We start from the raw sequence: 16504 nt of genomic DNA, 5'->3' as shown, positions 1-16504 counted from the left end.
TCTTATTTTATTTTACTAAATTTGCACTTCAAAATTAGCAATAAATAACGTGAGGTCATGATGAAAAATGCAGAAAATATAATCGTCGGAATTTCTATAGGGGATTTGAACGGTATTGGAAGCGAAGTGGTACTGAAAACATTCGAAGATTCACGCATGCTGGAATTATGTACGCCTGTTATTTTTGCCAATGTTAAAATAATGTCGTTTGTAAAAAAGAGTTTTGAATCTACTTCAATGCTTCACGGAATTGATAGGTTAGATCAAATTGTTCTGGGAAAGATTAATGTTTTGAATCTTTGGAAAGAGGGTGTTGATTTAAATCCGGGAACAAATGATGAGAAAGTAGGGGGGTATGCTATAAAGTCATTTGTTGCAGCAACCAAAGCTTTAAAAGAAGGATTAATTGATGTGTTGGTTACGGCGCCAATTAACAAATACAATATACAATCAGAAACGTTTAAGTTTCCTGGTCATACGGATTATCTAAATCAAGAGCTGGAAGGAAATGCGTTAATGTTGATGGTACAGGATAATTTGAGGGTTGGTTTGTTGACAGATCATATTCCTTTAAGTGAAGTTACATCACATTTGACAGAAGGGTTGATTAAACAAAAAATAGAAACTGTAAAGCAATCGTTAATTCAGGATTTTAGTATTAATAAACCAAAAATTGCTGTTTTAGGATTGAATCCACATTGCGGTGATGGAGGAGTTATAGGTACAGAAGACGATTTGATAATAAAGCCAGCATTGAAAAAAATATTTGATAAAGGAACGTTGGTTTTTGGTCCTTTTGCGGCGGATGGTTTTTTTGGCAGCAATCAATATGAGAAATATGATGCTATTATTGCGACCTATCACGATCAGGGATTAATTCCTTTCAAAACATTATCTTTTGGAAAAGGAGTGAATTATACGGCAGGTTTAAATAAAATTAGAACCTCGCCGGATCACGGTACCGCTTATGATATTGCTGGAAAAGGTGTTGCGGATTATAACTCATTTAAGGAGGCCGTTTATCTTGCTATAGATATCTTTCATTCCAGAAATCAATACAAGGAAATCAGTCAAAAACCTTTGAAAACAAAAGAAAAACAGTTGTGAACAAAAAAAGGTGAATAACATTATTAGATTTGTAATAATTTTATATCTTTGCACTCCCGAAGTTTAGGGTAAATTGTTGTTGAAATGAACAAGACAAAAGAATATTTAATTCCTTTCGTAGGATTAAAGCTAGGGAAACATCAATTTGAATATCAAATAAGTAATGCGTTCTTTGAAATCTTTGATTATAATGAATTTCAAAATTCAGACATCAAAGTAAATGTAGTTTTAGAGAAAAAAAGTACAATGCTGGAATTAAGTTTAAAGCATAAAGGAACAGTAAATGTTCCTTGTGATCTTACCAGTGAAGATTTTGATTTGCCTGTTAAAGGGAAAATGAAATTGATTGTTCGTTTTGGAGAAATGTATAATAATGACAATGAAGAATTGTTGATTTTGCCACACGGAGAGTTTGAAATAGATATTGCACAATATATCTATGAAATGATAGTGTTGTCCGTGCCTCTAAGACGAGTTCATCCAGGAATAAAAGATGGAAGTTTAAATACGGAAGCCTTGAAAAAACTGAAAGAACTGACAATAAAAGAACAAAAAAAAGAACATAAACAAGAACAGAAAGAAGAAAATATTGACCCGCGTTGGGACAAATTAAAGCAACTATTAACGGATAAATAATATAGTAAAATGGCGCATCCTAAGAGAAAAATCTCCAAAACAAGAAGAGATAAAAGAAGAACACATTACAAAGCTACTGTAGCACAAATCGCTACTTGCCCAATCACAGGGGAAGCACATTTATACCACAGAGCCTATTGGCATGAAGGGAAAATGTATTACAGAGGGCAAGTTGTTATAGATAAATCTGTAGCTGTTGCTTAATACATTTTTGTAAATGATATTCGAACTCTCACATCGTGAGAGTTTTTTTGTTGTTTATAATTTTCATTAAATAAGAGGTTCTAAATCAATACGCTTTGGGATTTTTTTTGTAATTTTCAAGTCTTTTAAAAAATTTTCAAATGGTAGCATTTGACAAGAAATAATCGAATACAATGAATACAATTACAGCCGCAATTACAGCAGTTGGAGCCTATGTACCGGACTTTGTACTTTCAAACAAAGTGTTAGAAACAATGGTTGACACAAATGATGAGTGGATTATCTCTCGTACAGGAATAAAAGAAAGAAGAATCCTTAAAGATGAAGATAAAGGAACTTCCTACTTAGCCATTATGGCAGCAAAGGATTTATTGGCTAAAGCAAACATTGACCCTTTAGAAATAGATTTATTAATAATGGCAACCGCTACCCCGGATATGCCAGTAGCATCGACAGGAGTATATGTGGCTACCGAAATAGGAGCCATAAATGCTTTTTCTTACGATTTACAAGCTGCATGTTCCAGTTTTTTATATGGAATGTCTACAGCAGCAGCTTACATACAATCAGGACGTTATAAAAAAGTACTTTTAATTGGGGCAGATAAAATGTCCTCTATAGTCGATTATACGGATAGATCAACTTGTATTATTTTTGGTGATGGTGCCGGAGCAGTTTTGTTTGAACCTAATTACGAAGGTCTTGGATTACAAGACGAATATTTGCGTAGTGATGGTGTAGGTCGTGACTTTTTGAAAATTCCAGCTGGAGGTTCTTTAGTTCCTACAACTTTCGAAACTGTAAAAGACAATAGACACAATATCATCCAAGATGGTAAAACTGTTTTCAAATATGCAGTAACCAATATGGCTGATGCCAGTGAACTAATTTTGAAAAGAAATAATTTGACCAATGACGATGTAGATTGGTTAGTTCCGCATCAAGCAAATAAACGAATCATTGACGCTACAGCGAGCCGAATGAATTTAGAAGACTCAAAAGTTTTAATGAACATAGAAAAATACGGAAATACTACTTCTGCAACGTTACCTTTAGTGCTTAACGATTTTGAATCTTTATTTAAAAAAGGCGATACGATTATTTTTGCAGCTTTCGGAGGAGGATTTACTTGGGGTTCTATTTACTTAAAATGGGCATACGATAAAAAATAAATTTAAACTAAAATAAATAATTATGGATTTAAAAGAAATTCAAAATCTAATCAAGTTTGTTGCAAATTCAGGTGTTGCAGAGGTTAAATTAGAGATGGATGATGTTAAAATCACCATTAGAACAACTTTAGAAGGCAATGTAACAGAGACCACGTATGTTCAACAAATGCCAGCTCAAAGCGCACTTCCGCAAGCAGCAGTTCCGCAACAAATTGCTCCTGTCGTAGCTGTTGTTGAAGCTCCAGCAGTAGAAAATTCTCATTATATCACTATAAAATCTCCAATTATTGGAACTTTCTATAGAAAACCATCACCAGATAAACCTATGTTTGTTGAAGTAGGTAAAACAATTTCTAAAGGAGATGTGCTTTGTGTTATTGAAGCAATGAAATTATTTAATGAAATTGAATCTGAAGTTTCTGGTAAAATTGTAAAAATATTGGTTGACGATATGTCTCCAGTAGAATTTGACCAACCATTATTCTTAGTAGATCCATCATAAGAAATTTTGAATGATGAATTTTGAATGAGAAATTGTTTTTCTATCATTCAAATAATTTAAAATTTATAATTTATAATTTATAATTTCAAGAAGATGTTTAAAAAAATATTAATTGCAAATAGGGGAGAAATTGCGCTTCGCGTAATTAGAACATGCAAGGAAATGGGTATAAAAACAGTAGCTGTTTATTCTACTGCCGATGCTGAAAGTCTGCATGTAAAGTTTGCTGACGAAGCAGTTTGTATCGGTCCGCCTCCGAGTAACTTGTCCTATTTGAAAATGTCAAATATTATTGCCGCTGCCGAAATTACAAATGCAGATGCAATACATCCAGGTTATGGATTCCTTTCTGAAAATTCAAAATTTTCTAAAATTTGTCAGGAACATGGTATCAAATTCATTGGAGCGTCTCCTGAAATGATTGATAGAATGGGTGACAAAGCTTCCGCAAAAGCAACTATGATTGAAGCTGGTGTTCCTTGTGTTCCCGGTTCAGTTGGGATTTTAGAATCATATGAACAAGCCTTACAATTATCAAGAGATTTTGGTTATCCGGTAATGCTGAAAGCAACTGCTGGTGGTGGTGGAAAAGGAATGCGAGCTGTTTGGAAAGAAGATGAATTGCTAAAAGCTTGGGAAGGCGCCCGTCAAGAATCCGCTGCTGCTTTTGGAAATGATGGTATGTATTTGGAGAAATTAATCGAAGAGCCTCGTCATATTGAAATTCAAGTAGTAGGTGATGCTTACGGAAAAGCCTGTCATCTTTCGGAAAGAGATTGTTCGGTACAAAGACGTCATCAAAAATTGACCGAAGAGACTCCATCTCCGTTTATGACGGATGAACTTCGTGCTAAAATGGGTGAAGCAGCTGTAAAAGCAGCAGAATATATTAAATATGAAGGTGCAGGAACTGTAGAATTTTTGGTTGATAAACACCGTAATTTCTACTTTATGGAAATGAATACCCGTATTCAGGTTGAGCATCCTATTACGGAACAAGTTATTGATTATGACTTAATTCGTGAGCAAATTATGGTTGCTGCAGGAATACCTATTTCTGGTAAAAATTATTTACCACAATTGCACGCCATCGAATGCAGGATTAATGCAGAAGACCCTTATAATGATTTTCGTCCATCTCCAGGAAAAATCACAACGCTGCATATGCCAGGAGGACATGGTGTTCGTTTAGATACCCATGTTTATTCAGGTTATACCATTCCGCCAAATTACGATTCAATGATTGCAAAGTTGATTACAACTGCACAATCTCGTGAAGAAGCAATTAGTAAAATGAGAAGAGCATTGGATGAATTTGTGATTGAAGGTATAAAAACTACAATTCCATTCCACAGACAATTAATGGATGATCCAAGATACATTGCAGGAGATTACACAACTGCTTTTATGGATACTTTCAAAATGAATGATCCGGAATAAGAAATAAAAACATATTTCATGGAAAAACCTTGCAGCGATGCAAGGTTTTTTTGTATCACTATTCTAGGACGAGACAAACTTCTAAACATATAGTTGTAACATTCTTACAAAAATAAAATACATTTTTTTTTACCTAAAATAGATACCAAAACCCAAATAAAAACGATAGTTTTTTTGGAGTACCATTTTAGCTATAATTATATTCCTTACACTTTACTTAACACAAATTTTTTTAATATATAACGAAAAACATTCATTAATTTAGAGTGTTATATACTATGATGGTTAGACAAACCTACAAATTAACAACCTGACCAGACAGAACTTTAAAGTGAGCCTTACAGAAAGACAAAATGAACCTTACAATAAAGTCAAACAAAAGCGAAAAGTTTAAATTTACATACTAATAATGCAATATCAGCAAATTATGAATATGCAACAAGACAACAGTTTAAAAACCATAGCTTATTCAGGTATTTTTTTATCCTGTTTTTCAGATTATAGCGAAAAATGTATTCATGCAACACCAGAACACGTATTGGTCTACCTTTATTCAGGAGAACAAGTGATTGAAGATAGAAATAGGAAAATAACTCTACAGGCAGGGGAGTGTGCTTTTATCAGAAGAGATCATCGTTTGAAAATGTACAAAAACAGCAAAGGCGAAGATTTATACAAAGGTATTTCGCTTACGTTTAAACGCAGTGTATTGCGTGAGTTTTACAGTAAAATGGATAAAGCAGAAATGCCGAAAGATATAGCTGTTTCAGATGATTATGTTTTTAAATTACAACCTACGCCAGCTATAGAAAGTTTATTTCAATCTCTTACACCCTATTTTGACAGTAATGTAAAACCAACAGAAGGTGTTACCCATTTAAAATTATTGGAGGGGATTTATGCTTTGTTGAACACCACTGAACAGCTTTATCCAATCTTATTTGACTTTGCAGAGCCTTGGAAAGTAGACATCTTAGAATTTCTGAATGAAAATTATGCAGATGAGCTTACGATGGAACAGATCGCTTCTTTTACCGGAAGAAGTTTAGCTACATTCAAAAGAGATTTTAAGAAAATAAGTAATCTTACACCACAAAAATGGCTGATAAAAAGGCGGCTCGAAGCTGCCTATGTCAAGCTAAAAGACGAAGGTAGAAAAGTACAGGATGTTTACGTGGAGGTTGGTTTTAAAAACCCGTCACATTTTTCTACTTCGTTCAAAAAACAATACGGCATCTCCCCAACAGATATTTGATTTATTTTAAAAATAGAGCTTCTGAGAAAGACTATTTGAGCCTCGCAGTAAAGTTTCTGCGGGGCTTTCTTTTTAATTTTGCTTCATAATCACATAGGTAGTAAAATGGGAATAGATACAACAGAAAACATATTCAGCAGGTTAGAATCGGGTAAAATTATATCACCTAACGACCCCCAGGCCTATAAAATGCTGGAAGCCACATTCGCCACAAAGAAATTACTTGTTCAAATGAACAATTCTTTGAGTCCAACAGAAATTAGGGATTTGTTGAGCCAAATTTTAGATTCCGAGATTGATGAAAGCACCATGGTTTTTACACCGCTTTATATCAATTACGGAAAGCATACCAAGATCGGTAAAAACGTTTTTATCAATTTTGACTGTGTTTTTTTAGATTTAGGAGGTATTACCATAGAAGATAATGTACTAATCGCTCCCAAAGTCAGTCTGTTGTCAGAAGGTCATCCCATTTCACCCGATGACAGGCATTCACTTGTTCCAAAGCCAATTTATATCAAAAAAAATGCGTGGATTGGAGCTAATGCAACCATTTTACCAGGAGTAACCATTGGAGAAAACGCAATTGTGGCAGCAGGTGCAGTAGTATCTAAAGATGTTCCTGACAATTCTATTGTGGGCGGTATTCCTGCTAAATTCATTAAATCAATTTCTAAATAGCAAAACAATATGAGAACATTATCAATTTTAGTCCTTGCCACTCTTATGATAGTTGGACAGGCTTACAGTCAAAATCAAAAAAATAAAAATTCAAATAAAATGAATAAGACAGAACAAGCAGAACATTACACCTTTCAATTAAGCGATAAGGTTTCAAGAGAAAAAGTAACATTTAAAAACCGCTATGGAATTATGCTGACAGGCGATTTATACGTTCCAAAAAAACATGGCAATGAACCCTTGGCGGCACTTGCCATTAGTGGTCCGTTTGGTGCAGTAAAAGAGCAATCTTCGGGACTTTATGCCCAAACTATGGCAGAACGTGGCTTCGCTACACTTGCGTTCGACCCGTCTTACACAGGCGAAAGCGGTGGCGAACCTCGCAATGTGGCTTCGCCAGATATTAATACCGAAGATTTTAGTGCAGCGGTGGACTATCTCGGATTACAGCAATTTGTTGACAGAAACCGAATAGGTATCATTGGTATTTGCGGATTTGGAGGCATGGCGTTGAATGCCACAGCTATTGACAAACGTGTTAAAGCCGTTGCCACCACCAGTATGTATGATATGACGAGGGTTATGTCAAAAGGTTATAATGATATGGTAACACTTGAACAACGCTCTCAAATGTTAGAACAATTGGGCCAACAACGTTGGGAAGATGCGGAGAAAGGAACACCTGCTCCATCATCACGTAATTTACCCAAAAAGTTGGAAGGCAACGAACCCCAATTTATAGTGGATTATTTCAATTATTATCACACACCACGTGGTTTTCATGCCAATTCTATTAATTCAAACGGTTCTTGGACTGCTACCAATCCATTGTCGTTTATGAATATGCCGCTTCTAACGTACATCAAAGAAATTTCACCAAGACCAATGCTTTTAATAGCAGGTGAAAAGGCACACTCACGTTATTTCAGCGAAGATATCTATAAAATGGCTGCTGAACCGAAAGAGTTAATGATTATTCCTAACGCTGTTCACGTGGATTTGTATGACAAGGTGGATATTATACCATTTGACAAGTTAGAAACATTTTTTAAAGAGCATTTAAAATAATAAAATCTAAGACAAGCACTTTACGCATTTTGGCAACTGCACAATTTCAAAATAATCATGAATAAAGCCAACACGCAAATCGACAACGACACGCTTAGGGCACAAAACACTACAACTTATAACGTTAGTTTCAAGTAATTGTTATGCTTTGAGTTTTTTATACCTTATAGTGTTCTAAACCAAATTTTAGTTAAATTTATTATTGTCGGTGATGAAAGTAGAAACTACTTGATGTTGGAAAAAGTGATCTGCAAGCTAATAAAAAGATGTAATTATGAGACTTTGAAAAACAAATAGGAGCTAGTCATGAAGTCGTAAAAGGATGAACATTATTATTCAAATTAAAAATTATAGATTTTGAGTATCATGAAAAACAACATTGAAGGAAAAGTAATCATTATAACAGGTGCATCCTCTGGAATAGGAGAAGCAACCGCAAAGCTACTTGCGGAAAAAGGTGCAAAGGTAGTGTTGGGTGCACGACGCACTGACAGACTGAAAAAACTGACGGATGATATTCAGGCAAAAGGAGGACAAGCTATTTACCAAAAATTGGATGTAACTATTGCTTCTGATAATGCCGCTATCATAGCACTATCTATAGAAACATTTGGAGGCGTTGATGCCATCATTTTGAACGCTGGAATTATGCCATGTGCACCATTATCTGCATTAAAGACGAAGGAGTGGCATCAGACCGTTGATGTGAACATCAATGGGGTATTGAACGGTGTAGCAGCAGTTTTACCAATCTTTGTTAGCCAAAAATCTGGACATATCATTACCATTTCATCCGTTGCTGGACTGAAATCTTATCCAGGTGGCGCGGTGTATGGAGGGACTAAATGGTTTGTACGTGATTTTATGGAAGTCCTGTGTATGGAATCTGCCTTAGAAGGAACTAATATTCGTACGGCAGCTATGTATCCTGCGGCCATTAACACCGAATTGTTACTTCAGATTACACATAAAGAAGCAGCTGAACAGTTATCAAATGTTTATAATCAATACAGCATCTCGGCAGATAGAGTAGCAAATGTTATTGCATTTGCGATTAGTCAACCAGAAGATACAAACATTAACGAATTTACAATGGGACCAACTTCAAAACCTTGGTAAGAATGGTATTAAAAGATAGTTCCTTTTTTGTTGACATATGAAATAGTTTTTAATCAACTTTTTTTAGAACAAGACAAGTTTACAAAAAAACCTCGCCATATCCGAGGGCACTGAAAAAGTATCTCTTTTTAGTAATTAGACATTTTAAGGCGATTAAGGAAAATTCGAGTTTTGCTTAAGTGCTTCATTTTCAGGATAAAAAAAAGAGTAGAAAATCTTATTTTTCTACTCTTTTAATGAAATCTAATTCTTTAAGGACTTTTTCAGTGCCCTCATATCCTGACGAGGTTTTTTGTTCATTCAATTATAAATTTATAAGGTTTCTTTCAGCCATTTGAAAAACTCCCCTTGCCAGATTTGAGCATTTTGAGGTTTAAGTACCCAATGGTTTTCTTCTGGAAAATACAAGAATCTACTTTTTATCCCTCGCAATTGAGCTGCTTGAAAAGCTTCCTGTCCTTGTCCAATTGGTACACGAAAATCTTTTCCGCCTTGAATAATTAAAATAGGTTTGTTCCATTTCTCAACCATATTGATTGGGTTGAATGTAGTATAGGCTTTTTGTGCTACAGCATTGTCTTTTTCCCAATAAGCGCCACCAAAGTCCCAGTTACAAAAGAAAACTTCCTCAGTGGTTCCGAACATGCTTTGGGTATTAAAAACGCCATCATGAGCAATGAACGTTTTGAATCGGTTGTTGTGAATGCCTGCTAAGTAAAATACAGAATAACCACCATAACTGGCACCCACACATCCCAAGCGTGCTGCATCAACATATTCTTCTTTCGTTATATCGTCAATAGCCGAAAGGTAATCATCCATAACTTGTCCTCCCCAGTCTTTACTGATTTGCTCATTCCATTCCACACCGAGGCCTTGCATTCCGCGACGGTTTGGTGCTATAACAATATAACCATTAGCAGCCATTAACTGGAAATTCCAACGGAAGGAATAGCCTTGTGTCAATGGAGCTTGTGGTCCTCCTTGACAAAATAAAAGGGTTGGATGTTTTTTTGATGCATCAAAATTTGGAGGAAGAATTACCCAAACTAACATTTTTTTACCATCGGTTGTGGTAACATATCTTCTTTCAGTTTTGCTTAACGCCAATGAATTATAGATTGCAGTATTAACATTAGACAGTTGTTTCCAGCTGTTCTTATTTAAATCAAAAGAGAAAATTTCCGCTGCATGATTCATGTCAGTTCTGGTAATGATGATCTCATCGCCTGAAAAACCAATTAAATCATTGATGTCAAAATCGCCATTAGTAATTTGTTGAACGTTGATTGCGATTTTGGTTAGCCCCGGAAAATTAACTTCAAATAATTGTTTTGTCCCGTCAATTGGTGCAATAAAATAGATTTTTTTTCCATCATTACTCCAAATAAAATGATTCGCCGTACCATCCCAATTAGCTGTCAGGTTCATGTTCATTCCTTCGAAACTAACGATTAAGTCGTTTTTATCTGCTTCGTAACCATCGCGTTTCATTTGCAACCATGCCAAGTTTCCAGTTGAAGAAAATTGCGGAGCTGTATCACAACCTAAATTGTCTTCAGTTCTGTTAATTGTTTTTCCAGTTTCCAGATTGTATTCAAAAATATTAGTATTGGTAGAAATAGCATATGCTGTTCCTGCTTTTTTCTTACAAACGTATAAAATGCTTTTGCTGTCTGGCGACCAAATATAATCTTCGTCTTCGCCAAAGGGTTTTTGCGGACTATCGAAATTTTCTCCTTTCAGAATGTCAATCCCTACAGCACCTTCTTTGTTTTCTTTGTAAAAAACATGGTTAAATTTACCTTCGTTCCAAGTATCCCAATGGCGATAATTCAATTCGTTGTAGATTTGAACTTCCGATTTTTCCAGAGTAGGATAAAAATCTTTTCCAAGAACCTTATCGATTTTTACTTCTTCATTATACACAATATATTTCCCGTCTGGAGAAATGTTCTTGTCTTTTAATACAGCTGCGGTGTCTTTTATTTCGGTTGGATTTTCACCATGTATTGGTAAGGTGTAAAATGTTGTATCCAATTTATTTTCTGTGACAGAAGGCGTTTCTACTTTATAAACTACATTTTTTTCGTCTTTGGAAATGCCTAAAGGAGTTATTCTTCCTAATTTCCAAAGCAATTCGGGTGTCATTACATCTTGTGCCATAGCTTTTAAACGAATTAAAATAAATTTTTTTATGAGGCATAAAAATAGCCAATTTAATTTGATGTTTGTCGTTTTAATAATAGCTTTTTAGCCCCGATAATAGTGGAAATCCTTTTATTTTTTTTCTTTAAAAAAATAAAAGATTACAACGGATAGCGGGATTAGCTCCTGAAATAAATTCAGAATAAATCCTGAAAATTATTATTTTTATAAAAATATTTGGACATGGATTTGAGTTATTGGGAATTAAAAAACTGGTTTACTGACGTAGATTATACGATTGTAGGGAGCGGTATTGTAGGCTTGCATACTGCATTACACTTGCGCGAAAAATTCCCTGAAAGTAAAATTCTAGTTCTGGAAAAAGGGATGTTACCACAAGGAGCCAGTACTAAAAATGCAGGTTTTGCCTGTTTTGGAAGTCTTTCGGAAATTATTGACGATTTAAAATCCCATTCGGAAGAGGAAGTTGTGAATCTCGTTCAAAAACGGTGGAAAGGCCTGCAATTGTTACGAAAAAGACTTGGTGACGACACGATTGATTTCAAGCCCTACGGGGGTTATGAGTTGTTTTTGAATACGGATGAAAACAGTTATGGAGAATGCGTTGGGAAATTACCATTCATCAATGAAATTTTAAGGCCACTTTTCAAAGCCGATGTTTTTGCTAAAGAAGTTGATCGTTTTGGATTCAAAGAAATACAGGAATATTTGATTTTTAATCCTTTTGAAGCGCAGATAGATACCGGAAATATGATGCAAGGGTTGCTGAAACAGGCTATTAATGAAAATATTTTGATCCTAAATCAACAAACGGTAACGTATTATTTAGACAAAGAAAATAGTGTTGAGGTGGCGCTTGGAGATTTTAGTTTTGTCACTAAGAAATTATTATTTGCCACCAATGGTTTTGCCAATGCGCTGACCAATGGAGCAGTGAAACCGGCCAGAGCACAAGTTTTGATTACAGAGCCAATTAAAAATTTGGATATAAAAGGCACTTTTCACCTGGATAGAGGCTATTATTATTTCAGGAATATTGGCGACAGAATATTGTTAGGCGGCGGGAGAAACCTTGATTTTGATACTGAAACAACAACAGAATTTGGACAAACAGAAATTGTGCAAAAAAAATTGGAACAATTATTAAAAGAAGTAATTTTGCCGAATCAGGATTTCAAAATTGCACACCGTTGGAGCGGAATCATGGGCATTGGCAACAGCAAGAATCCTATCGTTTCACAAGTGTCAGATAACGTGTATTGTGGCGTACGATTAGGTGGAATGGGAGTGGCAATAGGAAGTTTAATAGGAACAGAATTAGCAGATTTAGTATAATGGCAACGAAAATAACACCAAGAAGATCAAAACAACCCGTAAAAAAAGAAACAACTCCTTTTATGAGCAAACTAACCCGTTTTTTATTCAAAGTTTTCTTGTGGTTTATTGGATTGTCTTTATTTTTTGTGGTGCTTTTTAAATTTGTCCCGGTACCGTTTACCCCTTTGATGGTAATTCGTGCCATCGAAAATAAAATGGCTGGGAAAGAAATTTATTTCAGTCATGATTGGGAATCTCTCGATAACATTTCAGTCAATCTGCAAAAAGCCGTTATTGCCAGTGAGGATGGAACCTTTTTGAAGCACAACGGTTTTGATTTTGTCGCGATGCAAAAAGCATATAAGAGCAATGAAAGGGGGCGTAGAATAAAAGGAGGAAGTACGATATCGCAACAAACGGCCAAAAATGTATTTCTTTGGCAAGGCAGAAGTTATTTAAGAAAAGGTTTGGAAGCTTATTTTACCGTTTTGATAGAAACTATCTGGGGGAAAAAACGCATCATGGAAGTCTATTTGAATAGTATCGAAATGGGTGATGGCGTTTATGGCGCTCAGGCTGCCGCAGAACATTGGTACAGAAAAGATGCTTCAAATCTTACGCCAATTCAAGCAGCAGGAATAGCAGCGATATTGCCAAATCCAAGAAAATATTCAGCCACCAGTTCTTCTTCGTATATTAATAGAAGGAAAGCTAAAATTGTCCGCGTGATGCGACATGTGGGGAGAATAGAATATTAAGCCAGTTTTATAGCTGTCTTTCTTTTATTATAAAAATAAAAAAAACCGTAAATCCTTATTTATTAAAGGATTTACGGTTTTGTTTTGTGGAGAAGATGGGGCTCGAACCCACGACCTCTTGACTGCCAGTCAAGCACTCTAGCCAACTGAGCTACATCCCCAGGAATGTTTCGCAAATATAACATATAAATAGAGTAAAAAGCAAATTTCAAAAATACAAATCCATACTATTTGAAAAAAAAGCAAAAGCATCCTTTACTTTTTTTAACTTTACATCAAAATAGGTGCTATGGTAACAGAAAATCCAACAGGTTCGCTCATCACAACATTCGAAAATAAAATCGCCACCGTTGAATTTGGTCATCCGGCAAGCAATTCCTTTCCAAGGGAATTGTTAGACCGCTTAACAAATGAGTTCAATAGTTTGAGTACTAATCCTGCTGTTTCGGTGATTGTTATAAAAAGCGAAGGCACGGGCGCTTTTTGTGCCGGAGCCTCTTTTGATGAACTTCTTGCTGTTTCTAATCAAGAAGAAGGAACCAGATTCTTCTCGGGATTTGCACATTTGATTAATGCCATGAGAAATTGCTCTAAACTTATCGTTGGTCGCATTCACGGAAAAGCAGTGGGCGGTGGCGTAGGAATTGCTTCCGCTTGCGATTATACATTGGCGACAAAAAATGCTTCGATAAAATTATCGGAGTTGGCGATAGGAATTGGTCCTTTTGTAATAGAACCGGCAGTTTCAAGAAAAATTGGAAAAATGGCAATGGCCGAAATGACACTGGCAGCACACGAATGGAAAACCGCTGACTGGGCCAAAGAGAAAGGATTGTACGCGAATACTTTTGAAACCATTGAAGTGCTTGATGCTGCGGTAGCTGATTTCAGCGCTAAATTATCCAGCTATAATCCAGAAGCATTAGCCGAAATGAAAAAAGTTTTATGGGAAGGAACCCAAGATTGGGAAACACTTTTGCTGGAACGCGCCGCTATTTCGGGAAGATTGGTATTGTCTGATTTTACCAAAAAGGCGTTGTCTCAATTCAAAAAATAATTTTTTTAGGATTTATTCTGAATTTATTCTGAATTTATTTCAGAAGCTATTTCCTGCTGTCCGCTATATCTATTGTGGCGAACCCCGCCACAATAGGATGCCGCTTCCATCAGGGCTAGACCTAAGTGGAATCCAAATGCGTTTTTATTCGAATTAATTTTTAGGTTTTATTTTTTTTGTTCCATTGGAAATGTTGTGAAACAATGATGATAAAATTTAAAACATGTAAGGGATATAAGTTCATTTAAGCTGAATCTATTGTGCTCAAAACTTAAATGAACTTATATTCCTTATGTGGTTAACAAAATAAATCTGCTTTCTTAATGGTTAATTAGTGAAATTTTTGTGCTTCTTTGTGTATCCCTTGTGAAACGGTGTAATAATTTCTTAAAAGCGTTTGCCCCACATTTACACCCTATTTCTCATATCAATTTGCTAAATTTGCATCAAAATAAACTTCGATGAGCAATATAAGAATTACAAAACAATTTGGTTTCGAAACCGGTCACGCCTTATACGGTTATGACGGGAAATGTAAAAATGTTCACGGGCATAGTTATAAATTGTCAGTAACCGTAATAGGGAAACCAATCGAAAACCGCAACGACGTAAAATTTGGAATGGTAATCGATTTTTCTGATTTGAAGAAAATTGTAAAAGAGGAAATTGTGGATCAATTTGACCATGCAACAGTTTTTAATGAAACTACGCCTCATATCGAATTGGCAAACGAATTAAAGAATCGCGGACATCACGTTATTTTGGTAGATTATCAGCCAACAAGCGAGAATATGGTAGTCGATTTTTCACAAAGAATTATCAGAAGATTGCCTGAAGGAATCACTCTTTTCTCCCTAAAATTACAAGAAACAGAATCTTCTTTCGCCGAATGGTTTGCCAGTGATAACATGAAATCCATACTGTAACTTCATGCAATTACCAAATAACAAAAAAATATATTTCGCCTCCGATCAGCATTTTGGAGCCCCAACACCAGAATTGAGTTTTCCAAGAGAACAAAAATTTGTGGCTTGGCTCGACGAAGTGAAAAAAGACGCGGAAGCTATTTTTTTAGTAGGTGATTTATTTGATTTTTGGTTCGAATACAAAACAGTAGTCCCAAAAGGTTTTGTTCGTGTTTTGGGCAAATTGGCCGAAATTCGCGACAGCGGAATACCTATTTATTTCTTCGTGGGAAATCACGATTTATGGATGGAAGATTATTTTCAGAAAGAATTGAATATTCCGGTGTACCACGATAATCAAGAATATACTTTTGGCGATAAAACTTTCCTAGTGGGACATGGCGACGGAAAAGGTCCCGGCGATATGGGTTACAAACGAATGAAGAAAGTATTTACCAATCCATTCTCCAAATGGCTTTTCAGATGGCTTCATCCAGATATTGGAGTGGGACTGGCGCAATATCTTTCCGTAAAAAACAAATTGATTTCAGGTGATGAAGATGTAACTTTTCTAGGCGAAGACAAGGAATGGTTGATTCTCTATTCCAAAAGAAAACTGGAAACCAAACACTACAATTACCTTGTTTTTGGACACCGTCATTTACCTATGAAAGTAACAGTAGGAGAAAATTCCGAATATGTGAATCTTGGCGACTGGATCACTTATTTTACCTATGGCGTTTTTGATGGAGATACATTCGAAATCAAAAAGTATCAATAAATTTTAAGTGTTTTTCTCAACTTCATGGCTTTTCAGGCTGTGTAAAAATTTACAAATGCGCTGATGGTTCACCAATAGCGTCACTAGCGTGCGCTTTCGATAAATGTGTCGATTTTGTCATTCCGACGAAGGAGTAATCTCAACAAAGAGAGCAACAAACAGAGATTCCTCCTACGTCGGAATGACAATTAGCCTCTTAACTTAATGACATTACGCTCTCAATCGCTTTTTTTTAGAATGAATAACCCCTAGCTATGCGAAGTCTTCATAGTAAGTGCTATGCAAACGTCTCTGACTTTGCGCCCATTCTTGCATTATAAAAGTTCTTAAAAT

General features: G+C 35.6%; 16 protein-coding genes and 1 tRNA gene. 15 read left to right on the top strand and 2 right to left on the bottom strand.

Annotation, left to right across the window (positions count from 1 at the left end; all coding sequences use genetic code 11):
- Window positions 1-57 precede the first annotated feature (57 nt).
- From pdxA to ACNO7W_RS06530, 10 genes are all read left to right on the top strand, one after another.
- Window positions 58-1107: a 4-hydroxythreonine-4-phosphate dehydrogenase PdxA gene (pdxA, locus tag ACNO7W_RS06575; RefSeq protein WP_143387029.1), complete on the top strand. Its 1050-nt coding sequence runs from the start codon at window positions 58-60 to the stop codon at window positions 1105-1107.
- Window positions 1108-1191: 84 nt separating this feature from the next.
- The gene (locus ACNO7W_RS06570) at window positions 1192-1743 is read left to right on the top strand and encodes a YceD family protein (RefSeq protein WP_143387030.1); all 552 of its coding nucleotides are present in this window, start codon (window positions 1192-1194) and stop codon (window positions 1741-1743) included.
- A gap of 9 nt (window positions 1744-1752) precedes the next feature.
- Window positions 1753-1947 carry a 50S ribosomal protein L32 gene (rpmF, locus tag ACNO7W_RS06565; protein WP_007137315.1) on the top strand — a complete coding sequence of 65 codons (195 nt, stop codon included), beginning with the start codon at window positions 1753-1755 and terminating at the stop codon, window positions 1945-1947.
- Window positions 1948-2120: 173 nt separating this feature from the next.
- The gene (locus ACNO7W_RS06560) at window positions 2121-3119 is read left to right on the top strand and encodes a beta-ketoacyl-ACP synthase III (RefSeq protein WP_417937480.1); all 999 of its coding nucleotides are present in this window, start codon (window positions 2121-2123) and stop codon (window positions 3117-3119) included.
- A gap of 22 nt (window positions 3120-3141) precedes the next feature.
- Window positions 3142-3621 (top strand): acetyl-CoA carboxylase biotin carboxyl carrier protein, encoded by a 480-nt coding sequence (gene accB, locus ACNO7W_RS06555; protein ID WP_417937479.1) that lies wholly within the window; start codon window positions 3142-3144, stop codon window positions 3619-3621.
- A gap of 93 nt (window positions 3622-3714) precedes the next feature.
- Entirely contained in the window at window positions 3715-5061 is a 1347-nt protein-coding gene (gene accC / locus ACNO7W_RS06550) for an acetyl-CoA carboxylase biotin carboxylase subunit (RefSeq protein ID WP_417937478.1), read from the top strand.
- A 409-nt stretch (window positions 5062-5470) separates the two neighbouring features.
- The gene (locus tag ACNO7W_RS06545) at window positions 5471-6316 is read left to right on the top strand and encodes a helix-turn-helix domain-containing protein (protein WP_417937477.1); all 846 of its coding nucleotides are present in this window, start codon (window positions 5471-5473) and stop codon (window positions 6314-6316) included.
- Window positions 6317-6421: 105 nt separating this feature from the next.
- A complete protein-coding gene (locus ACNO7W_RS06540) occupies window positions 6422-6997 on the top strand; it encodes a sugar O-acetyltransferase (RefSeq protein ID WP_143387034.1) in 576 nt (191 codons plus the stop codon).
- A gap of 99 nt (window positions 6998-7096) precedes the next feature.
- A complete protein-coding gene (locus tag ACNO7W_RS06535; RefSeq protein ID WP_417937476.1) occupies window positions 7097-8065 on the top strand; it encodes an alpha/beta hydrolase in 969 nt (322 codons plus the stop codon).
- A 366-nt stretch (window positions 8066-8431) separates the two neighbouring features.
- Window positions 8432-9184, top strand: a complete 753-nt coding sequence (locus tag ACNO7W_RS06530) for an SDR family oxidoreductase (protein ID WP_417937475.1) — start codon at window positions 8432-8434, stop codon at window positions 9182-9184.
- 312 nt (window positions 9185-9496) lie between these two features.
- Here the strand turns inward: ACNO7W_RS06530 and ACNO7W_RS06525 are convergent, their stop codons facing one another.
- Window positions 9497-11350 (bottom strand): S9 family peptidase, encoded by a 1854-nt coding sequence (locus tag ACNO7W_RS06525; RefSeq protein ID WP_417937474.1) that lies wholly within the window; start codon window positions 11348-11350, stop codon window positions 9497-9499.
- A gap of 225 nt (window positions 11351-11575) precedes the next feature.
- Between ACNO7W_RS06525 and ACNO7W_RS06520 the strand changes: the two genes are divergently transcribed.
- On the top strand, window positions 11576-12688 hold the full coding sequence (locus ACNO7W_RS06520; RefSeq protein ID WP_143388963.1) for an NAD(P)/FAD-dependent oxidoreductase: 1113 nt from the start codon (window positions 11576-11578) through the stop codon (window positions 12686-12688).
- A complete protein-coding gene (mtgA, locus tag ACNO7W_RS06515; RefSeq protein ID WP_417937473.1) occupies window positions 12688-13428 on the top strand; it encodes a monofunctional biosynthetic peptidoglycan transglycosylase in 741 nt (246 codons plus the stop codon). Before ACNO7W_RS06520 ends, mtgA begins: the two co-directional genes overlap by 1 nt.
- Before the next feature lie 87 nt (window positions 13429-13515).
- On the opposite strand, the gene ACNO7W_RS06510 is transcribed toward mtgA, so the two are convergent.
- Window positions 13516-13589: transfer RNA gene (locus tag ACNO7W_RS06510), tRNA-Ala, on the bottom strand.
- Between the two features lie 128 nt (window positions 13590-13717).
- Between ACNO7W_RS06510 and ACNO7W_RS06505 the strand changes: the two genes are divergently transcribed.
- The 3 genes from ACNO7W_RS06505 to ACNO7W_RS06495 all read left to right on the top strand — a co-directional run bounded on the left by ACNO7W_RS06505 (window position 13718) and on the right by ACNO7W_RS06495 (window position 16171).
- Entirely contained in the window at window positions 13718-14485 is a 768-nt protein-coding gene (locus ACNO7W_RS06505; protein ID WP_417937472.1) for an enoyl-CoA hydratase/isomerase family protein, read from the top strand.
- Between the two features lie 461 nt (window positions 14486-14946).
- Window positions 14947-15411 carry a 6-pyruvoyl trahydropterin synthase family protein gene (locus ACNO7W_RS06500; protein ID WP_143388966.1) on the top strand — a complete coding sequence of 155 codons (465 nt, stop codon included), beginning with the start codon at window positions 14947-14949 and terminating at the stop codon, window positions 15409-15411.
- Window positions 15412-15415: 4 nt separating this feature from the next.
- Window positions 15416-16171: a UDP-2,3-diacylglucosamine diphosphatase gene (locus tag ACNO7W_RS06495; RefSeq protein WP_314897900.1), complete on the top strand. Its 756-nt coding sequence runs from the start codon at window positions 15416-15418 to the stop codon at window positions 16169-16171.
- Window positions 16172-16504: the final 333 nt, after the last annotated feature.

It is taken from the genome of Flavobacterium sp. ZB4R12, assembly GCF_048276375.1.
GTDB lineage: Bacteria > Bacteroidota > Bacteroidia > Flavobacteriales > Flavobacteriaceae > Flavobacterium > Flavobacterium gawalongense.
Note: the sequence above shows the minus strand (reverse complement) of the source record. Positions and strands in the feature narration are given on the sequence as shown.